The sequence below is a fragment of the Mucilaginibacter oryzae genome (assembly GCF_003148845.1).
Classification (GTDB): domain Bacteria; phylum Bacteroidota; class Bacteroidia; order Sphingobacteriales; family Sphingobacteriaceae; genus Mucilaginibacter; species Mucilaginibacter oryzae.
In genome coordinates this window covers 436,207-456,021 of record NZ_QGHA01000002.1, presented here as the reverse complement: position 1 = coordinate 456,021, position 19,815 = coordinate 436,207, and the positions used below count along the sequence as shown (strand labels likewise).

Annotated in this window: 20 protein-coding genes; 7 read left to right on the top strand and 13 right to left on the bottom strand. The window is 42.2% G+C overall.

What is annotated here, in order from left to right; genetic code table 11:
* Positions 1-111 precede the first annotated feature (111 nt).
* The 4 genes from LX99_RS07280 to LX99_RS07265 all read right to left on the bottom strand — a co-directional run bounded on the left by LX99_RS07280 (position 112) and on the right by LX99_RS07265 (position 2,342).
* On the bottom strand, positions 112-951 hold the full coding sequence (locus LX99_RS07280) for a maleylpyruvate isomerase N-terminal domain-containing protein (RefSeq protein WP_109607256.1): 840 nt from the start codon (positions 949-951) through the stop codon (positions 112-114).
* Between the two features lie 19 nt (positions 952-970).
* On the bottom strand, positions 971-1,399 hold the full coding sequence (locus tag LX99_RS07275) for an OsmC family protein (protein WP_109607255.1): 429 nt from the start codon (positions 1,397-1,399) through the stop codon (positions 971-973).
* Between the two features lie 92 nt (positions 1,400-1,491).
* Positions 1,492-1,908 (bottom strand): DUF3052 family protein, encoded by a 417-nt coding sequence (locus LX99_RS07270; protein WP_109607254.1) that lies wholly within the window; start codon positions 1,906-1,908, stop codon positions 1,492-1,494.
* A complete protein-coding gene (locus tag LX99_RS07265) occupies positions 1,908-2,342 on the bottom strand; it encodes a DinB family protein (protein WP_109607253.1) in 435 nt (144 codons plus the stop codon). Before LX99_RS07265 ends, LX99_RS07270 begins: the two co-directional genes overlap by 1 nt.
* A 64-nt stretch (positions 2,343-2,406) precedes the next feature.
* Here LX99_RS07265 and LX99_RS07260 point away from each other — a divergent pair, with 64 nt between their 5' ends.
* The 3 genes from LX99_RS07260 to LX99_RS07250 all read left to right on the top strand — a co-directional run bounded on the left by LX99_RS07260 (position 2,407) and on the right by LX99_RS07250 (position 4,589).
* Positions 2,407-3,654 carry a nucleoside recognition domain-containing protein gene (locus LX99_RS07260; protein WP_109607597.1) on the top strand — a complete coding sequence of 416 codons (1,248 nt, stop codon included), beginning with the start codon at positions 2,407-2,409 and terminating at the stop codon, positions 3,652-3,654.
* Positions 3,655-3,745: 91 nt separating this feature from the next.
* Entirely contained in the window at positions 3,746-4,165 is a 420-nt protein-coding gene (locus LX99_RS07255; RefSeq protein WP_109607252.1) for a hypothetical protein, read from the top strand.
* 7 nt (positions 4,166-4,172) lie between these two features.
* A complete protein-coding gene (locus tag LX99_RS07250; protein WP_245927864.1) occupies positions 4,173-4,589 on the top strand; it encodes an OsmC family protein in 417 nt (138 codons plus the stop codon).
* A gap of 287 nt (positions 4,590-4,876) precedes the next feature.
* Here LX99_RS07250 and LX99_RS07245 read toward each other — a convergent pair whose 3' ends face one another.
* Positions 4,877-5,494 (bottom strand): TetR/AcrR family transcriptional regulator, encoded by a 618-nt coding sequence (locus LX99_RS07245; protein ID WP_109607251.1) that lies wholly within the window; start codon positions 5,492-5,494, stop codon positions 4,877-4,879.
* 179 nt (positions 5,495-5,673) lie between these two features.
* On the opposite strand from LX99_RS07245, the gene LX99_RS07240 reads away from it, so the two are divergent.
* Positions 5,674-6,798 carry a mechanosensitive ion channel family protein gene (locus LX99_RS07240; protein WP_109607250.1) on the top strand — a complete coding sequence of 375 codons (1,125 nt, stop codon included), beginning with the start codon at positions 5,674-5,676 and terminating at the stop codon, positions 6,796-6,798.
* Here LX99_RS07240 and LX99_RS07235 read toward each other — a convergent pair.
* From LX99_RS07235 to LX99_RS07215, 5 genes are all read right to left on the bottom strand, one after another.
* Positions 6,795-7,280, bottom strand: coding sequence for a DUF4126 family protein (locus LX99_RS07235; protein WP_109607249.1), 486 nt, complete (start codon positions 7,278-7,280; stop codon positions 6,795-6,797). The two genes, LX99_RS07240 and LX99_RS07235, sit on opposite strands and share 4 nt — an antisense overlap.
* A 140-nt stretch (positions 7,281-7,420) precedes the next feature.
* Positions 7,421-10,843, bottom strand: a complete 3,423-nt coding sequence (locus tag LX99_RS07230) for an efflux RND transporter permease subunit (RefSeq protein ID WP_109607248.1) — start codon at positions 10,841-10,843, stop codon at positions 7,421-7,423.
* A gap of 24 nt (positions 10,844-10,867) precedes the next feature.
* Complete coding sequence (locus LX99_RS07225; RefSeq protein ID WP_109607595.1) at positions 10,868-11,971, bottom strand: efflux RND transporter periplasmic adaptor subunit; 1,104 nt, start codon at positions 11,969-11,971, stop codon at positions 10,868-10,870.
* Between the two features lie 31 nt (positions 11,972-12,002).
* Positions 12,003-13,352, bottom strand: a complete 1,350-nt coding sequence (locus LX99_RS07220) for a TolC family protein (RefSeq protein ID WP_109607247.1) — start codon at positions 13,350-13,352, stop codon at positions 12,003-12,005.
* Between the two features lie 81 nt (positions 13,353-13,433).
* On the bottom strand, positions 13,434-14,045 hold the full coding sequence (locus tag LX99_RS07215) for a TetR/AcrR family transcriptional regulator (RefSeq protein WP_109607246.1): 612 nt from the start codon (positions 14,043-14,045) through the stop codon (positions 13,434-13,436).
* Positions 14,046-14,253: 208 nt separating this feature from the next.
* Between LX99_RS07215 and purB the strand changes: the two genes are divergently transcribed.
* From purB to LX99_RS07200, 3 genes are all read left to right on the top strand, one after another.
* A complete protein-coding gene (purB, locus tag LX99_RS07210; RefSeq protein WP_109607245.1) occupies positions 14,254-15,597 on the top strand; it encodes an adenylosuccinate lyase in 1,344 nt (447 codons plus the stop codon).
* 246 nt (positions 15,598-15,843) lie between these two features.
* Positions 15,844-16,395: a NifU family protein gene (locus LX99_RS07205; protein ID WP_022832498.1), complete on the top strand. Its 552-nt coding sequence runs from the start codon at positions 15,844-15,846 to the stop codon at positions 16,393-16,395.
* A gap of 155 nt (positions 16,396-16,550) precedes the next feature.
* Entirely contained in the window at positions 16,551-17,369 is an 819-nt protein-coding gene (locus LX99_RS07200; RefSeq protein WP_109607244.1) for a hypothetical protein, read from the top strand.
* A 20-nt stretch (positions 17,370-17,389) separates the two neighbouring features.
* Here the strand turns inward: LX99_RS07200 and LX99_RS07195 are convergent, their stop codons facing one another.
* The 3 genes from LX99_RS07195 to LX99_RS07185 are packed head-to-tail and all read right to left on the bottom strand — an operon-like array spanning position 17,390 to position 19,797.
* Complete coding sequence (locus LX99_RS07195) at positions 17,390-18,181, bottom strand: inositol monophosphatase family protein (protein ID WP_109607243.1); 792 nt, start codon at positions 18,179-18,181, stop codon at positions 17,390-17,392.
* Positions 18,147-18,635: a GtrA family protein gene (locus LX99_RS07190; protein ID WP_109607242.1), complete on the bottom strand. Its 489-nt coding sequence runs from the start codon at positions 18,633-18,635 to the stop codon at positions 18,147-18,149. The genes LX99_RS07195 and LX99_RS07190 overlap by 35 nt, the downstream gene beginning before the upstream one ends.
* A complete protein-coding gene (locus LX99_RS07185) occupies positions 18,628-19,797 on the bottom strand; it encodes a prolipoprotein diacylglyceryl transferase (RefSeq protein ID WP_109607241.1) in 1,170 nt (389 codons plus the stop codon). The genes LX99_RS07190 and LX99_RS07185 overlap by 8 nt, the downstream gene beginning before the upstream one ends.
* Positions 19,798-19,815 lie beyond the last annotated feature (18 nt).

Genomic DNA, 19,815 nt, shown 5'->3' with positions numbered 1-19,815 from the left:
TTAATTAGCATTGGATTTGAGCAAACGAGATTTGACTTTTTGTACAGCCAGGTCAGTGCGTTGAAAAGAATACAGTTTTGTACTGTTATGGGATAAATAAACAAAAATGTTTTAAGCCATTACAGCTACCATATTGAATAAATTTTCTCCAAGGTTAAAATTTCCGCTGATTTTTGAAACATCAATAGCAAGTTGAGGGGCTATAGCTTTGGTGAATACCTTCCAGGCGGTATCTGGCGAAAGGGTTACAATAACATCGGGAGTTGAAACGGCTGTTTTGCCAAGCACCCATTTGCCTGGTATTCTATTCAGAAACCAGGCGCCGCCTATCTCCCCGGCAACATCTATTTTAATCAACGCGCCTGTATCCGCTTCAATATCTCTGTAAGCATGCGGTAAACCTTGCATAAAAGTATCTAAGCAGGGATAAAATAATTCGGCGGTCATGATGCCGGGTTTTCCTACCGCATCACGAATTTGTTGCTGATGATGAAATTTCTCTGTGTATTCGCGGGCTACATGAAACCAGTTTAACGATTGCTCCTCTCCCGCCCAGGCCACCGAATATTGGGCTTGCGCAAAGGGATTGAGCGAAGCCATCACTTCGGCGTGTTGTTTACCCGTTGTTTCCAAAAAACCGGTCAACAATTGCGGGCTTACCCTTTTCATCGCCTGCACCCAGGTAGCATTTAAGCCGTTTAAAAAATCAACCAAATCGGCATAACTGTTTATGGGCGCTGAGGGCGGAGGTTCCGTGAAATTTTGGGAAGCCGATATGGCGCGCACGTTGGTATCTAACAGATGTGCCGCAACATCTTTAACGGTCCACAGGCGGGCAACTGTGGGTTTGTTCCAGTCATCAGTTGATAGCGAGCTAAGCAACTCTATCAGCTTTTGATGTAAAATGGCGAAAAGGTGAGCTGTTTTGATAGGTATCTCCCGTTCCGCCATTTATAAAAAATTAAAAGTATTATTGAGCAGGGTGAACTACTACTTTCCACTTGATTTCAGCGCCGGCTTTGGCAAGCGTAGCGGCTACCGAACAGTATTTATTGATAGAAAGTTCGGCCGCGCGGATGGCTTTATCCTCATCTACATTGCCGTAAATATGAAACTCAATATCTACATCCTGCCATAATGATGGCTCAACACCAGCTTCGCGTTCGCCGTTTACCATCATTTTATAATCGGTTACATCCTGCCGTTGCTTTTTAAGGATGCTGATCACGTCGATTGCAGAACAGCCTGCAAGGCCCATTAATAACATTTGCATCGGGCGGACGCCATAATCCTGCCCACCACTTTCCGGACTGCTGTCCATTTTTACCGTATGACCGTTAGCATCAACAGCCTCAAAGCCGAAGTCGCCATGTACACGTTTTAATTCAATCTGAGCCATAGTATTTAGATATTACAATACGAAGTTATACAATTGTAACCGTATGCTAAAACAAGCCGCTCATGGTTTAACAGGTTTTAACCAAAAATGACTTAATCGGTATATTTACGATTTTTTAAGGGTATTACAAGTTTCAACCCCGACCAAATTTCATCAACGGCACAAACTTTTATATCAACCAGGCCTCTTGCCAAAGCATAATTCCGGATCGCATCTTCGGTTACATCAGTAACCACTTTTGATGCTTTTTTTGGCCACGACACCCAAATCATTCCATCAGGTTTAATCTGCTTTATTAAGCCGGGAAGCGTTTGCTTAAACTCATCGAGGCTCCTGGTAAAAAAATGAATCACATCTTTCCGCAAAACATCATCATCAACAAAACTCGCATCCACGGGCATATCGCTGAATAACTCCCAATAATGTTGCGGCGGATTTATAAGCGTTACCACCGATTTTGATTTAATGCCAAGTTTCCTGGCCAGCGGCGTTGATGAGTATCCTGCCATTACAGTATGTTTTTTAAGTGATGCAGCATATGCTCAACATAATCGGCCGCGAGCCATTCCACTGTTTGTAAATTGGGTTCCTGTTTGCTGTTATCGCATTTTGAGTTTAATCTGTCAGCAGGATAATTTGCCAGCACCCTTATAATTTGCAAATTCAGCAATGCCCATAAATCTATCAACTCACCAATATCCGCCTGTTGATAACGGGCTGCCTGCACCCATTCAACCTGTTCATAAGTGAGCCTGAAACCTTCTTCATAGGTGCAGCGCACAAAACGCTGTAAATTGATCTGCGCGCTATCAATCAAATGACCTGTTATTTCCTTTTTCGACCATTTTGCAGGCGATTCCTTATGCTCCCAATCAACGGTTTGGAGTTCTAATTGCTTAACAGCTTTAACCGCTTCCTTGAGTTTGTTGATGGACAGGTTCATTGACTGGGTACATTATTTCATATTAAACAACAAAAGCACTAACTTCAAAGCCTTAAACATTACTATGGCCCTTAACTACATCTGGATAGCGTTTTTTGTAATCGCCTTTATTGTATCGTTCACAAAATTAGTTTTTTTTGGCGATACCGAAGCGTTCAAACTGCTGGTTGAGGGGATGTTTAACTCGTCAAAATCATCGGTAATGGATATAGCGTTGCCGTTGGCAGGTAATATGGCCTTTTGGCTAGGCATTTTGAATATCGGTGAAAAAGCAGGGGCTATTAATTTTTTGTCAAGGATAGTTGGACCGTTCTTTAGCCGTTTATTTCCCGATGTTCCCAAAGACCACCCTGCCACCGGGCAAATGATGATGAATTTTTCGGCCAATTTAATGGGACTTGACAACGCAGCTACCCCCCTTGGTTTAAAAGCGATGGGAAGTTTACAGGAGTTAAATAATGATAAGGAAACAGCCTCTAACGCCCAGATCATGTTTTTGGTGTTGCATACGTCGGGCCTTCAGTTATTACCTGTAACCATCATAGCGCAAAGGGCAATCCTTAACTCCAAAGATCCGGCAGAGGTATTCCTGCCCTGCATCATAGCAACATATGTAGCTACAGTAGTGGGGCTTATAGCCGTTGCCATCAAGCAAAAAATTAACTTATTTGATAAGGTAATCATCGGTTGGCTGGGCGGCGTTACGGCATTTATAACGCTTATGGTTTGGTATTTTACCACCCAGTTAACTAAAGAACAGATTGGCACGGTATCATCAGTAATAAGCAACGTTATGCTTTTTACCATACCGGTGGTTTTTATTGTTGGCGGCCTCATCAAAAAGGTAAATGTATTTGAAGCTTTTGTAGATGGCGCTAAAGGGGGTTTTGAAACCTCGATCAAAATAATCCCTTACCTGGTAGCGATGCTGGTTGGCATCAGCGTTTTCAGAAGCTGCGGCGCGCTCGATTATATGAATGAAGGGCTGCGATGGCTTTGTACGCGGTTTAACCTGGATACCCGCTTTGTTGATGCCATGCCGGTTGCTTACCTCAAACCGCTAAGCGGTTCGGGCTCGAAGGCGATGATGATAAGCGTTATGCAAACTTTTGGTGTCGACAAATTTGCCGGGCGGCTGGCCGGGATCTTTAACGGTTCTGCCGATACTACATTTTACATCGTAGCGCTTTACTTTGGCTCGGTTGGCATTAAAAAATCCCGCTATGCCATCCCTGCCGGCCTAATTGCCGATTTAGCCGGCGTTATAGCAGCGATATTTATAGCCTACCTGTTTTTTGGATACCAACCCTGATAACCGTTTCTGCGTATACAGTAAAAACCAATTTGAATAACAGTTCGTAATTGATTTTATTGTTACTTTTGAATCCCCTGTTATAAACTAAATGGACAAGACTTATCTTAAAGACAAGCACCTCAAAAAAAAGAGGGCTATGAAGGGTGTATACGCTATTGTGGTTGCAGCCATAGTATTTGTATTTATAATGGTGAAATTTGCTACTTCGGGTGGGGTATCTGATATACTTTCGTTCGGTAAAATGCCTAATGCCGATGATGCTTACAGTGTAGCAAAAGAGTTTGTAATTCCAACCATCAAATCAACCAACGTATCTTTCCCTGACGATGGTTTTCAGTTCGGCAAAAAATCAGATTCGGTTTATATCATTAAATCTTATGTTATTTCAACTGATGGCCGGGGCGAAAAAAACCGGACGAATTTTGAAATGATATTAAAATACAACGGCGGACCACCTTCAATGAAGAAAAACTGGTCGGTGGTTGATATAAACGAAAGCACACAATAAACAGGTTATGGAAGATGCGGGAATGGAACTGATCGAGAGCGCCAGCGCGCTAATCGGCCGCGCACGCTATCAAACGGTGGTTAACAGCGGCGGGCACGCCTTAATTGCTGATGAGCCGCAAAGCTCCGGAGGTACCAATACCGGGATGGATCCGTTCAGCTTACTGTTGGCCAGTTTGGCAAGTTGTACCGTTATTACCCTGCGGATGTACATCGATAGAAAAATGTGGCCTGTAGAAGAGATCAAAGCAGATATTGAAATGTTCAAGACCCAAACAGGCACTCAAATTGAAACCAGGCTAAGTTTTAATGGAGAAATCAATACAGAACAACAACAGCGGTTACTGAAAATAGCCGAAGCCTGCCCGGTTCATAAAATACTTGACGGTAATATCTCTATAAATACTACTTTTAACAAAGCCTAAAAAAGCCTGCCGGATATAAACCCGGCAGGCTAAATCACTCTAAAACAATCACCTCTTAAAAGAAGTATTTTAGTATAAATAATTTGCAAAGGCAGATCGAAATCCGCATTGCGATTATTTATATTAACAAAGTTATCGATAAATAACAGGCATAAATCATACCTTCAACCCTTTTGACGACCGACTGACAGTGCGAGGTTTTTATACCTGCAGATGACAGAAAAGATAAACCTTGATCGCGATTGCCTGAGCATGTATTTCAAAAAACAGGCTTTAAAGCCAGTTGACTAATACATCAGCCCTTTGATGAAAATATCTACCAGCAGCAGCTTTTTGGCATGAATTTCTTCGAGGTGTTCTTTGCGGGGAAAATTGGTTTTCTTTTGAGATATGGCCCCTACCCTGATGCCGTGCAAAGCATCTATCAATACATCAACCACTTCTTCGGGATTCCCTACAGCTTTTATCGTACCCTTTTCAACTTCGGCTTTAATGGCATCACTAAGCAATTTAAGTTCGGTGCCGTGTACCTCGCCAACTATTTGCCAGATGTCGTCGGGCAGGTTTTGCTCGTTCAACCTGAAAAAATCAAAAAAATTGTAATTACTTACAATAAACTCGTGGTGTGTGTTTACCTGGAAAGTAAAAGCCTCTTTTAAATCAGCGAATGTACCACTCCTGTTTTCCAGCGTTTTAAGGTAATCATTGGCAAGTTTACGCATCACCGCTATATACAGCTGGCTTTTATCCGGGAAATAATAATAAAGCAAAGCCTTAGACATGGAAAGATCGCCGGCTATCTCGTTCATGGTAGTTTTTGAATAACCGTAATGTAAAAACCGCTGATAAGAGGCCTCTAAAATCTTTTCCCTTTTAATATCCTGCTGGTCATTCGCTGCTGCCATATGGTTGTCAAAATTTTATTAACAGGTAAACACAAAAAACCCAAAATAGATTTCCTGACTTTTTTAACAAAACTATCAAAAATTCACTAAACTGCAGATAACAACATATAAGAGAGGGCATACACTAAAACAATTTTACATTATGACTATTTTACAATCAAAACAAAGCTTTTTGCAAAATGAGTATAGAAAACAAGTTGCCGCCTTATTTGCTTGAATTTTCACAACGGACCCCGGCATTTGCATGGAACCTGATTATCATCGTTTCTGCCATATTAATTGGCCTTGTCACTAAATTTATCATTACCCGGCTATTCAAGATCTATGCTAAACGAAAGGATACGGACTACTCTATCTTCCGGTCTATCATAGTTAACCTTGGCCCGGCGGTGGCATATTTTATCCCTCTTTTCCTGTTCAACCTATTGTCGCCTTTGATGCGGATGGACAAGATCTATTACCAGCCGCTTGATAAGATAGTAGAGATACTGCTTACCATTTCGTTCGCGGGGCTGCTTGTACGTTCGGTAAGGATATTGGAAGACTATATTTATCACACTTATGATCTTAATAAAGTAGATAACCTTAAAGAGCGCAAGGTGCGCACACAGATCCAGTTTATCAGGAAAATAATTGTGGTAACTATTATATTCCTGACTGTTGCTATCATCCTGCTAAGTTTTGAAAGCATGCGAAAAATTGGCACAGGTTTACTCACCGGTGTTGGTATCGGCGGCATCATCGTGGGTTTCGCGGCGCAAACCTCGCTGGGGAACCTGCTTGCCGGTTTCCAGATCGCCTTTACGCAACCTATCCGTATTGATGATGTTTTGGTTGTTGAAGGAGAATGGGGACGCGTAGAAGAAATAACGCTAACCTACGTTGTATTAAAAATATGGGATGAACGCAGGCTTATCCTTCCCATCAACTACTTCATTCAAAAACCATTTCAAAACTGGACACGCACATCGGCGGATATTCTCGGCACGGTATTCCTGTACATGGACCACACGGTGCCCATAGATGCCATTCGCGAAGAATTTGAGCGGCTTATTACAGCAAGCAATCTTTGGGATAAGAGGGTAAAGGTAGTACAGGTTACCGATGTAAAAGAACATACCATCGAAATCAGGGTATTGATGAGTGCCAGCACCTCATCAAACGCCTTTGATCTGCGTTGCTACATCCGTGAACACCTCGTAACCTTTATCCAGAAGAATTACCCGGGCAGCCTGCCGCGTTCACGTAATGACATCAGCAACCTTGGGGTATTGGAAAAATATGTACAGAAGCAGGCGGATTAAATATTAGAACATAGCGCAACACCCGCGCCAATTACTGCAATATCTTCAATGCCGCCAATGAAAGGATCGGCTACACCTGTGCGTTTAACAATTTCTCTGCGTAAAAAATAACTGGCATATGTTGCCGCTACAGCAGTTAAACCACCTATCGCTACGCCTTTCCAGGCATTAATTCCGGAGGCTTTGCAAATGGCTGCACCAGCTAATGCGCCCGATAGTGCCCGGCCTGCCACACCTCCGGTTTCAATACGGTTGGGTGTTGAAGGCAGTTTATCAACCACCAGCTCGCTTACGGATACTATCTTAAAAATAGCGGCTAACGTTGGCGACTGCATAAACTTTAAACGAGAGGTATTGAGTTTGCCGGATGGAGCTATGCTCAAAATATGGGTAGCTATCACCGGTGCTGCGGTTGTACGCATTCCGGCCAAAGCGCCGATAAATGCCGCCTGTAAAAATTGTTTTGATGTAGTTGGTTTCATGATAGCACGTTACAGTATATTAGCATTAACCAATATCATAGCATTATGTTCCATCTGCAGATAACAAACCTCCTTAAAACACAAAAGCCGCCCCAAAATTGGAGCGGCAGTTTTGATGGTTAAGTTGATCTGCTCTTTATTTATACAGTTTCGGCCTCGAAAGCTACTGTACGATTGGGCTCAACAGATTTTTTTCCGAATAACCTCACCTTAAGGTTATAGCGGATGAGGTATAAACACGGAACCAAAATAAGCGTAATAACGGTAGCGAAACCCAAACCGAAGATCATGGTCCAGGCTAAAGGCCCCCAGAAAGCCACATTATCACCACCGAAGTGAATATGCGGTTCGAAATGGGTAAACAATCCCACAAAATCGATATTAAAACCAACTGCCAACGGAATCAAACCTAAAATAGCGGCTGTGGCGGTTAACAATACAGGTGTCATACGGGTGTGGCCGGCTTCCACAACGGCATCATGAATGCTTACGCCTTGCTCCAGCAACATATCGGTAAACTCAACCAGTAAGATACCGTTACGTACCACCACACCGGCAAGGGCGATGATACCTACACCGGTCATTACGATAGACATGGTCATACCAAAGATGCTTACACCGAGCAGTACGCCAATGATACTGAAAAAGATCTCGCTGATAATGATAAGCGTTTTACCTATTGAGTTAAACTGGATCATCAAAATAATCAGGATTAAACCAAATGATACCGCGAGCGCAGAAAGCAGGAAATTCATGGCCTCCATCTGGTCTTCCTGGCCGCCTCCCTGGCGGATTATGACATTATCGGGCTTTTTAAAATTATTTATAGCCTTTAAAATATTGGCGTTAACCTCATTGGCATTATAAGGTTTAATCACGTTAGAGCCCAGCGTTAATACCCGTCGTTGTTGTTTGCGTTTGATGTTACTGTAAGTATTGGTATAACGTACATCTGTAAAAGCAGAAATAGGTACCTGACGAATAGCGCCACCTGTGGCAAGGTCGCGATAAGTAATCTTCATGTTCTTCAACTCATCAATATTACCACGTTGGCTCTCCTGGGCGCGTACCATAATTTTATAATTGTCTTCGCGCGTGTTCCGGAAATCAGCAGCTTTCCAGCCAAATATAGCCGTCAAAAGGTTTTGGGTTATCTGACCTGAGGTGATACCTTCGCGATTTGCACGTTCACGGTCGACATCAAAAACTATTTCGGGTTTATCGCTTTGCACATCGGCAATTAAATTTTCAATACCAGCTATATTTTGTTTAGCCAGGTAACTTTTAAGCCTGTTGCCGGTAGCCACCAAAGTATCAAGATTGTCGCCAACAATTTCTATACTGATATCTTTTTGTACCGGGGGGCCGCTGTTTTCTTGTGCTACGGCTATTTTTGCACCCGGAACCCCCTGAACTGCTGCACGTATATTAGCCAACACCTTTTTGGTATCCTTGCCGTTTCGTTTGCCAAACTCAACAAATGCTACCGTAACTTTACCTTTGTTTTCGTAATCACCCTGGTCTTCATCTGTAGGATCGGCAACACCTTTGGTTACATTTGATATTACTGATGATACGATATCTTTATCTGGCTCAACTACTTGTGCCACACGCCTTTCAATACTTTTAGTTACTTCGTTGGTATAAGCCTGATCTGTACCGATGGGTAAAGTGATATAAACATAAGCAAAGTTAGGATCGCCGGATGGGAAAAACTCCGGCGTTTTACCCCGTACTGCCATCAAGAAAATAGCGAACGCAAAAAGCGCAATTGTACCTATTAAAACAGTTACGGGTCGCTTTACAGCGCGCTCAAGCCATTTGGCATACCAGTTTTGAAACTTAGGCCATGCGTTTTTCTGAAACCTGTCAATAACCCTCAGCAGGAAGAAGTGGTTTAACAGGTACAATACTGTTATCAGCACCATCAGGTTGCCAAATCCAACGTTGATCAGGTACCCTATAACCGTAGCTATAGCCAAAAATACTAACCCGCGTTTTGTAGGACGGTCAAATTTCGGGTTATCGTGCTCGCCATCATGATGCGGCCTCATAAAATCAACCGCGAATACGGGGTTGATAATATATGCTACCACCAATGACGCCAGCAAGGTGATAATAAGCGTTATGGGTAAAAAGAACATAAAATGCCCTATAAGGCTGTTCCAAAACGCCAATGGTACAAACGGGGCCAATGTAGTCATGGTGCCGGAAAAAACGGGAAGGAACACCTCCCCCGCTGCCATTTTTGCAGCTTCTTTAATAGGAACCTTACCATTGGCAAAGATACGGTGGGTATTTTCAATAACCACAATAGCATCATCCACTACAATACCCAGCGCAAGCAGGAACGAGAACAGCACAATCATGTTAAGCGTAAACCCAATAGCGGGCATCACTAAAAAGGCAATAAAACATGATAAAGGAACGGATAGAGCCACAAAGATGGCATTGGTTGTACCCATGAAAAACATCAGGATAACCGTAACCAATAAGAAACCGATAACGATGGTATTAATCAGGTCATTAAGCGTAGTACGGGTTTTATCAGACTGGTCGCCGGTTACTACAATGTCCAAACCTTTAGGAAAAACCGTTTTTTGTTTCAGTTTAATTAGTTCGTTGATCTTATCCGAGGCTTCGATCAGGTTTTCGCCCGACCTTTTACTAATATTAAGTGTAATTACATTCTTAAAATTTGGGTTATCATTTGTTTTTAACCTTGCATAACTCTCCTGCTCCAAAAACGAATCTTTAACATCGGCAATATCACGAAGGTAAACCGCCTGCCCTTTAGGGTTACGAATCACCATAGCGGCAACTTCATCAGCATTCTTGAAGTCCTGTTTAATATCTATAGCCCGGCGTACACCATCGGTTTTTATTGTTCCGGCTGATGAAAGAATATTCTCCCTGCCAATAGCATCCGTAATATCGGTAAAACTTATCTGGGCCGCAGCCATCTTATTCAGGTCAACGTTAACCTGAATCTCAGGAGTTAGCGCTCCTACTTCATCCACTTTCGAAATCTCACGAAACCCTTCGATCTCATCTTTCAAAATATCGGCATATTCCTTTAATTTTTTCAGATCATAATTACCTGATATGTTGATATACAAAATAGGCAAGTCAGCTACGTTGATATCAGATACAGTAGGTTCAGTATAGTTATTATCGTTTTGAGGGAGATCCTTCTTTGCTTTATCGATAGCATCTTTTACGTCAATTTTGGCGTCCTTGATATTTACGTTAGCCTGGAATTCAGCAGTGATAATCGATACATTCTGTACCGAGTTTGAGGTTACTTTTTTTAAACCTTTTAATGATTTAAGCTGCTTCTCTATCTGACGCGTAACCAGGTTCTCGATGTTCTGAGGCGATTGGCCGGCAAAGGTGGTAGTTATAAAAACCTTTGATTGCGCGATATCCGGAAAGTTTTCTTTCGGCAGCCTGTTATAGCTGATGATCCCCAATACCGTAATCAGAAACATCAGCACATAAATAGCCGTCTTATTGTCGATGGCCCAACTTGAGGGGCCAAATTCTTTTTTTACATCTTTCATAATGAACAGATCAATTGATTAATACTAATTGGCTGATTGAACAACCTTGATCTTATCGCCATCTTCTACTTCTGTAGCTCCTTCAACAATTAGCTGATCGCCTGCTTTCAGGCCCGACAACACTTCTGTTTTGCCGCCATAAGTAACACCCGATTTTACGTTAACCTGTTTGGCTGTACCATTTTGGTTAACATACACGTAATCGCCGTTCTCAGATTTCTGGATAGCCTTAACCGGTACAGCTATAGCATTACTTTTGGAGTAATCAGCAATTTTTATAATCGCCGTCATATTAGGACGAAGGCCTGCACGTACCGGCAATTTAATTTCTACGCCAAAACTGCGGGATGTAGGATCAATCGCTTTGGCGGCAAAGGTCACTTTGGTAACCAACGAGTCTTTGGCATCCGGAACTAAAATTTTTACATCATTACCGGTATTTACACTGCTCGCATACGATTCGGGAACATCTGCCTTCACCTTCAAAACATCGGCGTTAACAATACGGATGCCTGTTTGCCCCGGAACCGCAACCTGGCCCAATTTCAAATCCATCTGATCAATAGTGCCGTTGATAGGTGATACGATCCGGAAAAAAGCCGATTGCTTTTTCAATGCGTCTAAAGCCTTTTTGCTGCTTTGTAAAGCAGTTTGGGCTTGCAGGTATTGAACCTCGGTACCTATCTTTTGGTCCCACAGGTTCTTCTGGCGATCAAATAACTGCTGATTCAAACTAACCTGGGCTTCGCTTTGCGCAATATTTTGCTTCATTACACTATTATCCAGTTGAACCAGCGTTTGCCCTTTACTTACGTGCTGTCCTGCTTTTACATAAATGGCAGTTATAGCAGCCTGGGTTTGAGGATAAGCGGTTACGTTATCCTGAGCGTCAATTTTACCCTGTATCTGTACATAATTGGTAAAGCTGCCGGTTTTGACTTCGGTAACGCTTACATCCGTAGTTTTAGCAGAATCGGTTGTACCTATTTCGGCCTGCAGCTTTTCAATTTTCGAGTTGATGTCTGATTGCTGCTTTTTCAGCTCATCAAGCTCGGCCTTTTTATCTTTCGGTTTGCCTGCGCAGGCTGCCAGCAAAACCATTAGTGGTATGTATATCAATCTTTTCATTTTCATTGCTATAAAGTGAGTTTAGTGGTGTTTATTTAATTCGGCCGTAGGCGTTATCAAGGTCAACCTTGCTTACAAGCGCATCGTACAATCCCTGTATATATTGATTATCGGCATCTTCCAAACTGGTTTGGGCCTGGGTAACCTCAATGCTTGAGCCCACACCCTGCTGATATTTTATTTTAGCTACCCGCAATACATCCTGGGCCAGGGCCTGGTTGCGTTTCTGGTTATTAAGTGTTTGCAAGCCGTTGATATAGGATACCGTGGCAACCTTGGCACCAAGATTAATGGAGTTTTTAAGATTAGCCAGCTCATTAGTTGATTTTTGAACCTCGATTTTGGCCTGCCTCACCTGGTTAAGCCGCTGCCCGCCGCTAAAAATGGGCACGTTAAGGGTTAAGCCTATATAACTTGACGGGAATACCTGGCTGTAGAGTTTACTAAAGCTGTTATTTTGGTAGGAAGCCGCATAGCTGCCGCTGGCATTGAGCGACGGCAGGTAATTTGACTTTTTGTTTTGAAGATCAAGTTCGTTCAGTTTTTTCTGGGTTTCCTGCAACGCGTACTCGATACGGTTATGGTAAAAAGAGGTATCTGCCGAAAGGTCGGCTACGTTACTATCTAAATTAACGTCGCTTAACTTGTCGGTAAGTACCAAACTGTTTTCAATCGGCATACCCATCTGAAATTTCAGCATTTCATAGTTCAGCGCCAATGAGCGCACCACATTTTCGCGATTGGTTACCAGGTTATTATATTGAACAGTAATTCGGTCGACATCAATTTTTTCGACAAAGCCCTGTTTGTTTTGCGCTACGGTTTGATCAACCTGCTGTTTTAACTGCGCTATATTTGCATCGTACAGTTTTATTTGTTCGTTACTTACCAGCACCTGGTAATACGCTTTGGTAACCGCAACGTTGGTATTGATTTTTGAACGGGTATAGTTGCGCTGCGACAATTCACGATAAGTTCTTGAAGCTTTTAAACCCACCAGGTAGCTCCCGTTAAACAGGATCTGGTTTAGGCTTAAACCCAGGTTAGACTGGTATTTTACACCGAACTTAACGGGCACAAACGTTCCGGGCGCACCAAAAAACTCGCCGGGTAACAGGGTAGTCGGTATTTTTAAATAATCCTGCAGCGAAGCCGAACCGCTAATTTGCGGCAACCCGATGCCGGTTGTCTCCTTTACCTTATATTCGGCGCTTTTGATATCAAGCCCCGCGTTTACTACCGTGGTTTGATGCTCATAAGCATAGTTAATACAATCCTGTATGCTAAAATTGTACGTTTGCCCGTTTGGCGGTGCCTCCTGCGCATAGCCTTTAAGTGCTATAGCGCAAATAAGCGTTGCTGTGTAAAGTAAATATTTCATTATGTATTGATTGAGTGATTATTTGGTTAAATGGATGGCATCAAATTTCGGGCTATGGTTTGACAGCCTTATGTCAGTATGTTATTCATTATTCTCCTTTTTATATTCATCAAGCAGCTTATAACCCTCAAGGGTACAAATGCCGTAGTTAAAATGATCCAGAAACTGCACCTGCACCTTCCAGGGGCTAAATTCAGCCAACGGGAATATTGAAGTATTAAAACCAAGCTCTACCTGGTTAACCCGCATGCGGGCCATAATTTTTACGTCAATATCCTTACGGATGTAACCCTGGGCCATTCCCTTGGTTAAAAGCTGCTCCATTTTCTGGATCAGGAAATTGGCCTTAAAGTTTTGAAAATCAGTCCATGCTTCGGGATGATATTTTTGAAGGTCATGAATCACCACCGGGTTGATACGGGAAAATATCTCTTCCGAACATTTGGTAGTGTTGATCATTTCTTCAATCACATTGTTTGAGGTTGCTTCTATCTCGTTAATCTGATCTTCATCTTCCTGCAGCTTCTTTTTAGTCAGGGCTACAACCAATTCGTTTTTATCCCTGAAAAACTGGTAAATGGTTTTTTTCGACATGCCGAGGTGCCTGGCGATATCATCCATGGTGATACTGCGGATGCCTGATGTTAAAAACAGGTCTTCGGCGCCTTTAATAATTCTTTCTGTTTGACTCATTGACTTTCCGGGTCAAAACTATGGAAACATTTTTTGATTACAAAGTTTCCTTCGGTTTTTACTTTTTCATTACAAACGTTTTGTTCATTTTTAAATCTGTAGGTTTATGAGCTTAATTTCAGGGCTTTAAACGAGAAGGTTTAATCTGCCGGAGGCTTTTCAAAAATGATTACCTTTGCAAAAATTAACACCCACTCTTTTAATATATATGACGCTTACTTCACTTTCAGCGATCTCGCCTATTGATGGCCGGTATAGAAACACCACAGCCGAACTTGCCGCATATTTCTCAGAGTATGCATTGATCAAGTACCGTGTGTTTGTTGAGATAGAATACTTCATAGCGCTTGCGGAATACCCACTACCTCAGTTACAGTCTTTTGACGGAAATCTATCAGAAAAGTTACGTGATATTTACCGAAATTTTTCGGAAGCTGATGCTGAAAGTATAAAAGTGATCGAAAAAACCACCAACCATGATGTTAAAGCGGTTGAGTATTTTATTAAAGGAGAGTTTGATAAGTTAGGTTTAGAGGCTTTTAAGGAGTTTATCCACTTCGGCCTTACTTCGCAGGATATCAACAACACGGCAATTCCCTACACATTTAAGCTGGCCTTAAATAATAGCTACTACCCTGCCATTGCAGACCTGGTTAATATTTTAAAATCATTCGCTGCTGATTGGAAAGACGTACCGCTGTTGGCCCACACCCATGGCCAGCCTGCATCGCCAACCCGTTTGGGTAAGGAAATTGAAGTTTTTGTTGAGCGTTTGGAAGCCCAGCTCGAACTGTTGAAACCAATTCCTAACTCAGCCAAGTTTGGCGGCGCTACCGGTAACTTTAACGCCCATAACATCGCCTACCCGGCTATCGACTGGAAAGCATTCGGCAACAATTTTGTTAATAATATCCTGGGCCTTAAGCGCTCGCAGTTTACCACCCAGATTGAGCACTACGATAATTTCGCGGCCCAATGCGATGCGCTGAAACGCGTAAACAATATCCTGATTGATCTTGACCGAGATATGTGGACCTACATATCCATGAACTACTTTAAACAAAAGATCAAAGCAGGCGAAGTGGGCTCATCGGCCATGCCGCACAAAGTTAACCCTATCGATTTTGAAAACTCGGAAGGTAACCTGGGCTTAGCCAACGCTTTATTTGAGCACCTTGCAGCCAAACTGCCTGTATCAAGGTTACAACGTGATTTAACCGACTCCACCGTATTGAGGAATATCGGCGTACCTTTTGCCCATACCTTGATCGCCATCAAATCAACCATCCGCGGGCTTAATAAATTGCTGTTAAACACCGATGCCATCAATGCCGACCTTGAAGCCAACTGGCCTGTTGTGGCAGAGGCCATCCAAACTATTTTAAGACGTGAGGGTTATCCGAACCCGTACGAAGCACTAAAAGACCTTACCCGTACCAACCAGCAGATTAACGCCACAACCATAGCCGAATTTGTTGACGGCTTACAGGTAAGCGATGCCGTTAAGGATGAATTAAAAAAGATAACGCCATTAAATTACACAGGGATTTGATCGATGAGAGATGATGGATTGATGTGCAGATGATCGATGTGCAGATGTGCAGATGATTTTATAATGAACGTGGTGATCCGATTTGAGAACTACACATCGATCCATCATCTGCACATCTGGAATCCTCACATTTGCACATCATCTGCACATTTGCACATCAAAGAAATGTCATAACAAAGTTTAGGGTAGTTTTTAATAAAAAAGCTCACTAAATTTGTTAATTAGGATTGATTAAAAACACGAACGATGAATATCAACGTATATACTGAATTAACGCCCAACCCGGCAACTATGAAATTCATAGTTAACAAACTGCTGATTAATGGCAGTGTTGACTTCCCTACTAAGGAAAGCGCCGAAAAATCGCCTTTTGCAAAAGAGCTTTACAAATTTTCATTTGTAAATGGCGTGTTCTTTGCCAGCAACTTTGTAACCATTACCAAAGCCGAGGGCAGCGACTGGGCAGATGTTGAGCCGATTATGAAGGAGTTTGTAAAAGGCGCTGTAGAATCTGAATTAAAGGTACAACTGGAAGAGGAAGCAGAAGCCGGTAACTTTGAAGGTACTGAAACCGAGGTTAAAATACAGCAGATTTTACATGATTACGTTCGCCCGGCTGTTGAGCAGGATGGCGGCGCAATCTCCTACCGCTCATTTAACGAAGGTGTGGTAACTGTGGAGCTTCGCGGTTCATGCAGCGGTTGCCCATCATCAACCGTTACGCTTAAAGCAGGTATCGAGAATTTGTTGAAACGTATGGTGCCTGAGGTTACTGAGGTGGTATCGGAAGCATTGTAATTTTGAAATTTGGAGTTTCGTACTCCATTATTATTTATAGGAAAGCCTTTCATGAAAATGAGAGGCTTTTTTGTTTGTGGCAAATATTACACTGTTAACGTTTTGAAATTGAGAATTAATCTTTATCTGTCAAATTTGTTACTTTTATAGATAGTATGAAAGAGACATTGGATAGCATTTCAAAATTAGGATGGGCCTTTATTGGCTCGCTGATAAGCTTAATAGTTTATATAGTTTTAGAAAGGTTTAAAAATAGAGGAGCACTGTTTAGTTTTTCACGAAAATTTAATTCTTTAGGGACATCCATTAATGATAGCTTTCATGGCAACATAAAGGTTCTTTATGACACCAGAATAGTAAAACATCTAAATTTTGTTACGCTAAACATCACAAACGAAAGTAATAGTGATTTTGAAAACGTAGTTGTTAAATGTTGGGTCGACGTTAATAGTCAATTCCTAAGTTTCAATGCATTTCATGATAATTATCGCACTAATATCAAATTGGAAGATAATTTCTACGAAGAAAGAAACCGAAGAGTTAATGAGATAGATGAATATAATGCTCAAAAGAATGAAGGAGATATAGATCCTCAAGAAATCACAAACAATTATAATTTTATTCTAAAAAACTTAGAATGGAATGTCCCAGTTTGGAATAGAAAAGATTCGGTTACGTTTAATTTTATTATAGAGAATTTTAATGGGGAAGTTCCAATTCTTATGCACCCGATTGAAAAAAAAGGAATTAAATTGATTGAAGCGGAAAGCATAGATCGCAGAAACACAAGATTAGGAAAATGGATGATAATCTTGGGTCACCTCGTTTATGCGCTTTGTGTGTGCACAATATTATTTTCAGAAAACATTGAAAAAAAAGATTTAATTATCTTTTCAATCTTAGGCGGACTGTCTTTATGGATTGGACTGCTTCTTTACAAAATATTTGAATATATTAAATCATTTTTCAAATAGAACTATCTATGATAGATATTCTATCGAAAATACTTTTGTATCACCCCCAACATCTCTTGAGTAATTTTGCCATTAGTAGCTAACAGCTCCCTCGCCTCCAACACTTCACTCCCGCCTTTAAAATTCACAACCTCGCCACCGGCTTGTTTAACAATCACAATGCCGGCTGCAACATCCCAGGCATTCAGGTTATACTCGTAAAAAGCATCAAAACGGCCGCAGGCTGTATAAGCCAGGTCGACCGCTGCCGAGCCCAAGCGCCTTAAGCCGTGGCTACTGCGCATTAGTTCGGTGAATAGTTCGATATAAGCCGCCTGTTTGGTAAAATCGTAATATGGGAAACCGGTTGCCAGCAGACTGGTACCTACTGTAGCGTTTTTACTTACGCTAATCTCTTTGCCATTTAAATATGCCGGGGTATCGTTAGAGGCGTAGAAGCACTCATCAAGGTTAACTTCGTAAACCACGCCCGAAATAAGTTCATTATATTCTTTAAGCGCGATGCTTACCGAAAACGCCGGCACACCGTGAATAAAATTAGTAGTACCATCCAACGGGTCGATGATCCAGTTGTAACGTTCGCCTATTTTGGTGGTGGTTTTTTCTTCGGTGATGAAACCGGCCTCGGGCAGGATCTTGCTCAATCCGGCAACAATCATGTGCTCGGCGGTTTTATCAACGTACGATACCATATCGTTGAGGCCTTTGTACTCAATTTTATCCGGATCAAAGGCTTTACGTTCCTGGCGGATAAAATCGCCTGCTTGTTTTGCAACTTCAGTTACCTGATTGGTTATGTTGGCCGTTTGCATGGTTACGTTTTAATGATAAGCTGAATGAAAAAACTTTATGTATAAAAAAACTGGCGAAAAACAGGCTTAGCGCAGCCGAAACCCTCGCCACGGTAGGATTAAAACTACAGGCCTGGATCAATATTTTAACTACCGTAAGGTTAGCGAAAAAACCCACTGTGGCTACTGTTACAAAGCGGATAAACTGTTTTTGCGGTGCCGATTTCGATTCGTTAAAAACCATATAACGGGTTATCAGGAAGTTAACCAGCACACCCATAAAAAACGAAAGCGCTAATGAGACGGTGTAATTACGAAAGGTAAAGCCTAGTACCTGATAGTTACGCTGCACCAGCAGGTTATGGTAAAACAAATAAAAGGCAGATACATCTACCAAAAAACCGGCGCCTGCCGAAAGTACGAACCTGAAAACCTGATTCTGAAATAAATTACTTGTTGACGCGCTTTTAGCCATTATTTGTAACCGGCGTTTTCTTCTGTTTGTTCAGTCCGTTTACAATAAGCGCGGTGCCGCCCAAAACCATAATTACCGAAATCATTTCGGCCTGGGTAAACGAAATTCCTGCAACTACATATTTGGTGTTAACCCTGATGAGTTCGATCATGAAACGCTCAACACCGGCCAATATCATATATATCCCAAACAAAACGCCCGGAGCTTTAAAATTGTGCCTTATTTTCCATAATACAAAGAAGAGTAATAAACAAATTACACTCTCGTAAAAAGAGGTAGGGTAAACCGGAAGCGGCAATTCATGGCAAAATTTACCTACGCAATTTACCATCTGCACGCCCTCGTCGTTCACGTTATGCGGAAATTTAAAACTCCACATCCAATCCGGCGCCCAGCTCAGCCAAGCCGGTTTTGTCGCTGTATTTACAATACCCCAGTCGCCGTCGCCGCTCATCTGACAGCCAATGCGACCCAAACCATAGCCGAGCATCATACCCGGGCCGCCAATATCCAGCATGTTTAAAGGTTTAACACCGTTTTTATTGGCAATATACAAAACAGCAGCGCCGCCACATATTAGTCCGCCATAAAACGTGAGCCCGCTAAAACCTACCAGCATACCAACCGGGTCTTTCATAAAATCGCCCCAGTTTTCGAGCGCGTTAAAAAGTTTGGCACCTGCAAAACCGAATACTGCGGCCCATAGTAATATACTGCCTAACAGTTCGTGCGGATGTACATCAATTTCTTTGGTTATCGGTTTATCCAGCTTCTGTTTGTTAGCTTCGTGCCAGGCCCAGTATGCGAAAGCCGCAGCCCCTAATAAGCCGCCTATCCAGTTGCCCCTTAACGATAATAAGAAATCCTGCGGATTATCAATAAGCGCATGGTAATTAAGCGCGCAGTCAACAAGTTTATAACCTAATAAAAAGCCGAAAATGCCGTTGCCAACCAATTCGCCTGCAGCAGCAGGCAAGCCTACGGTTACTGTTTTTTTAAACGAATGAATAACACCCAGCGCTTCCTTGCGCTTAAATTCCTGCCCAAAAGCCCAGTAAGCGCCAACAAAGGCGATAGCCACAAAAAAACCAAAAGTTTGGATAGGCAGCGGGAGATGGAAACCAAAAAGGTATTGTAACAGCGAAGTTAACGTAGGGAACATAGGTTAATTTTTAGGGCG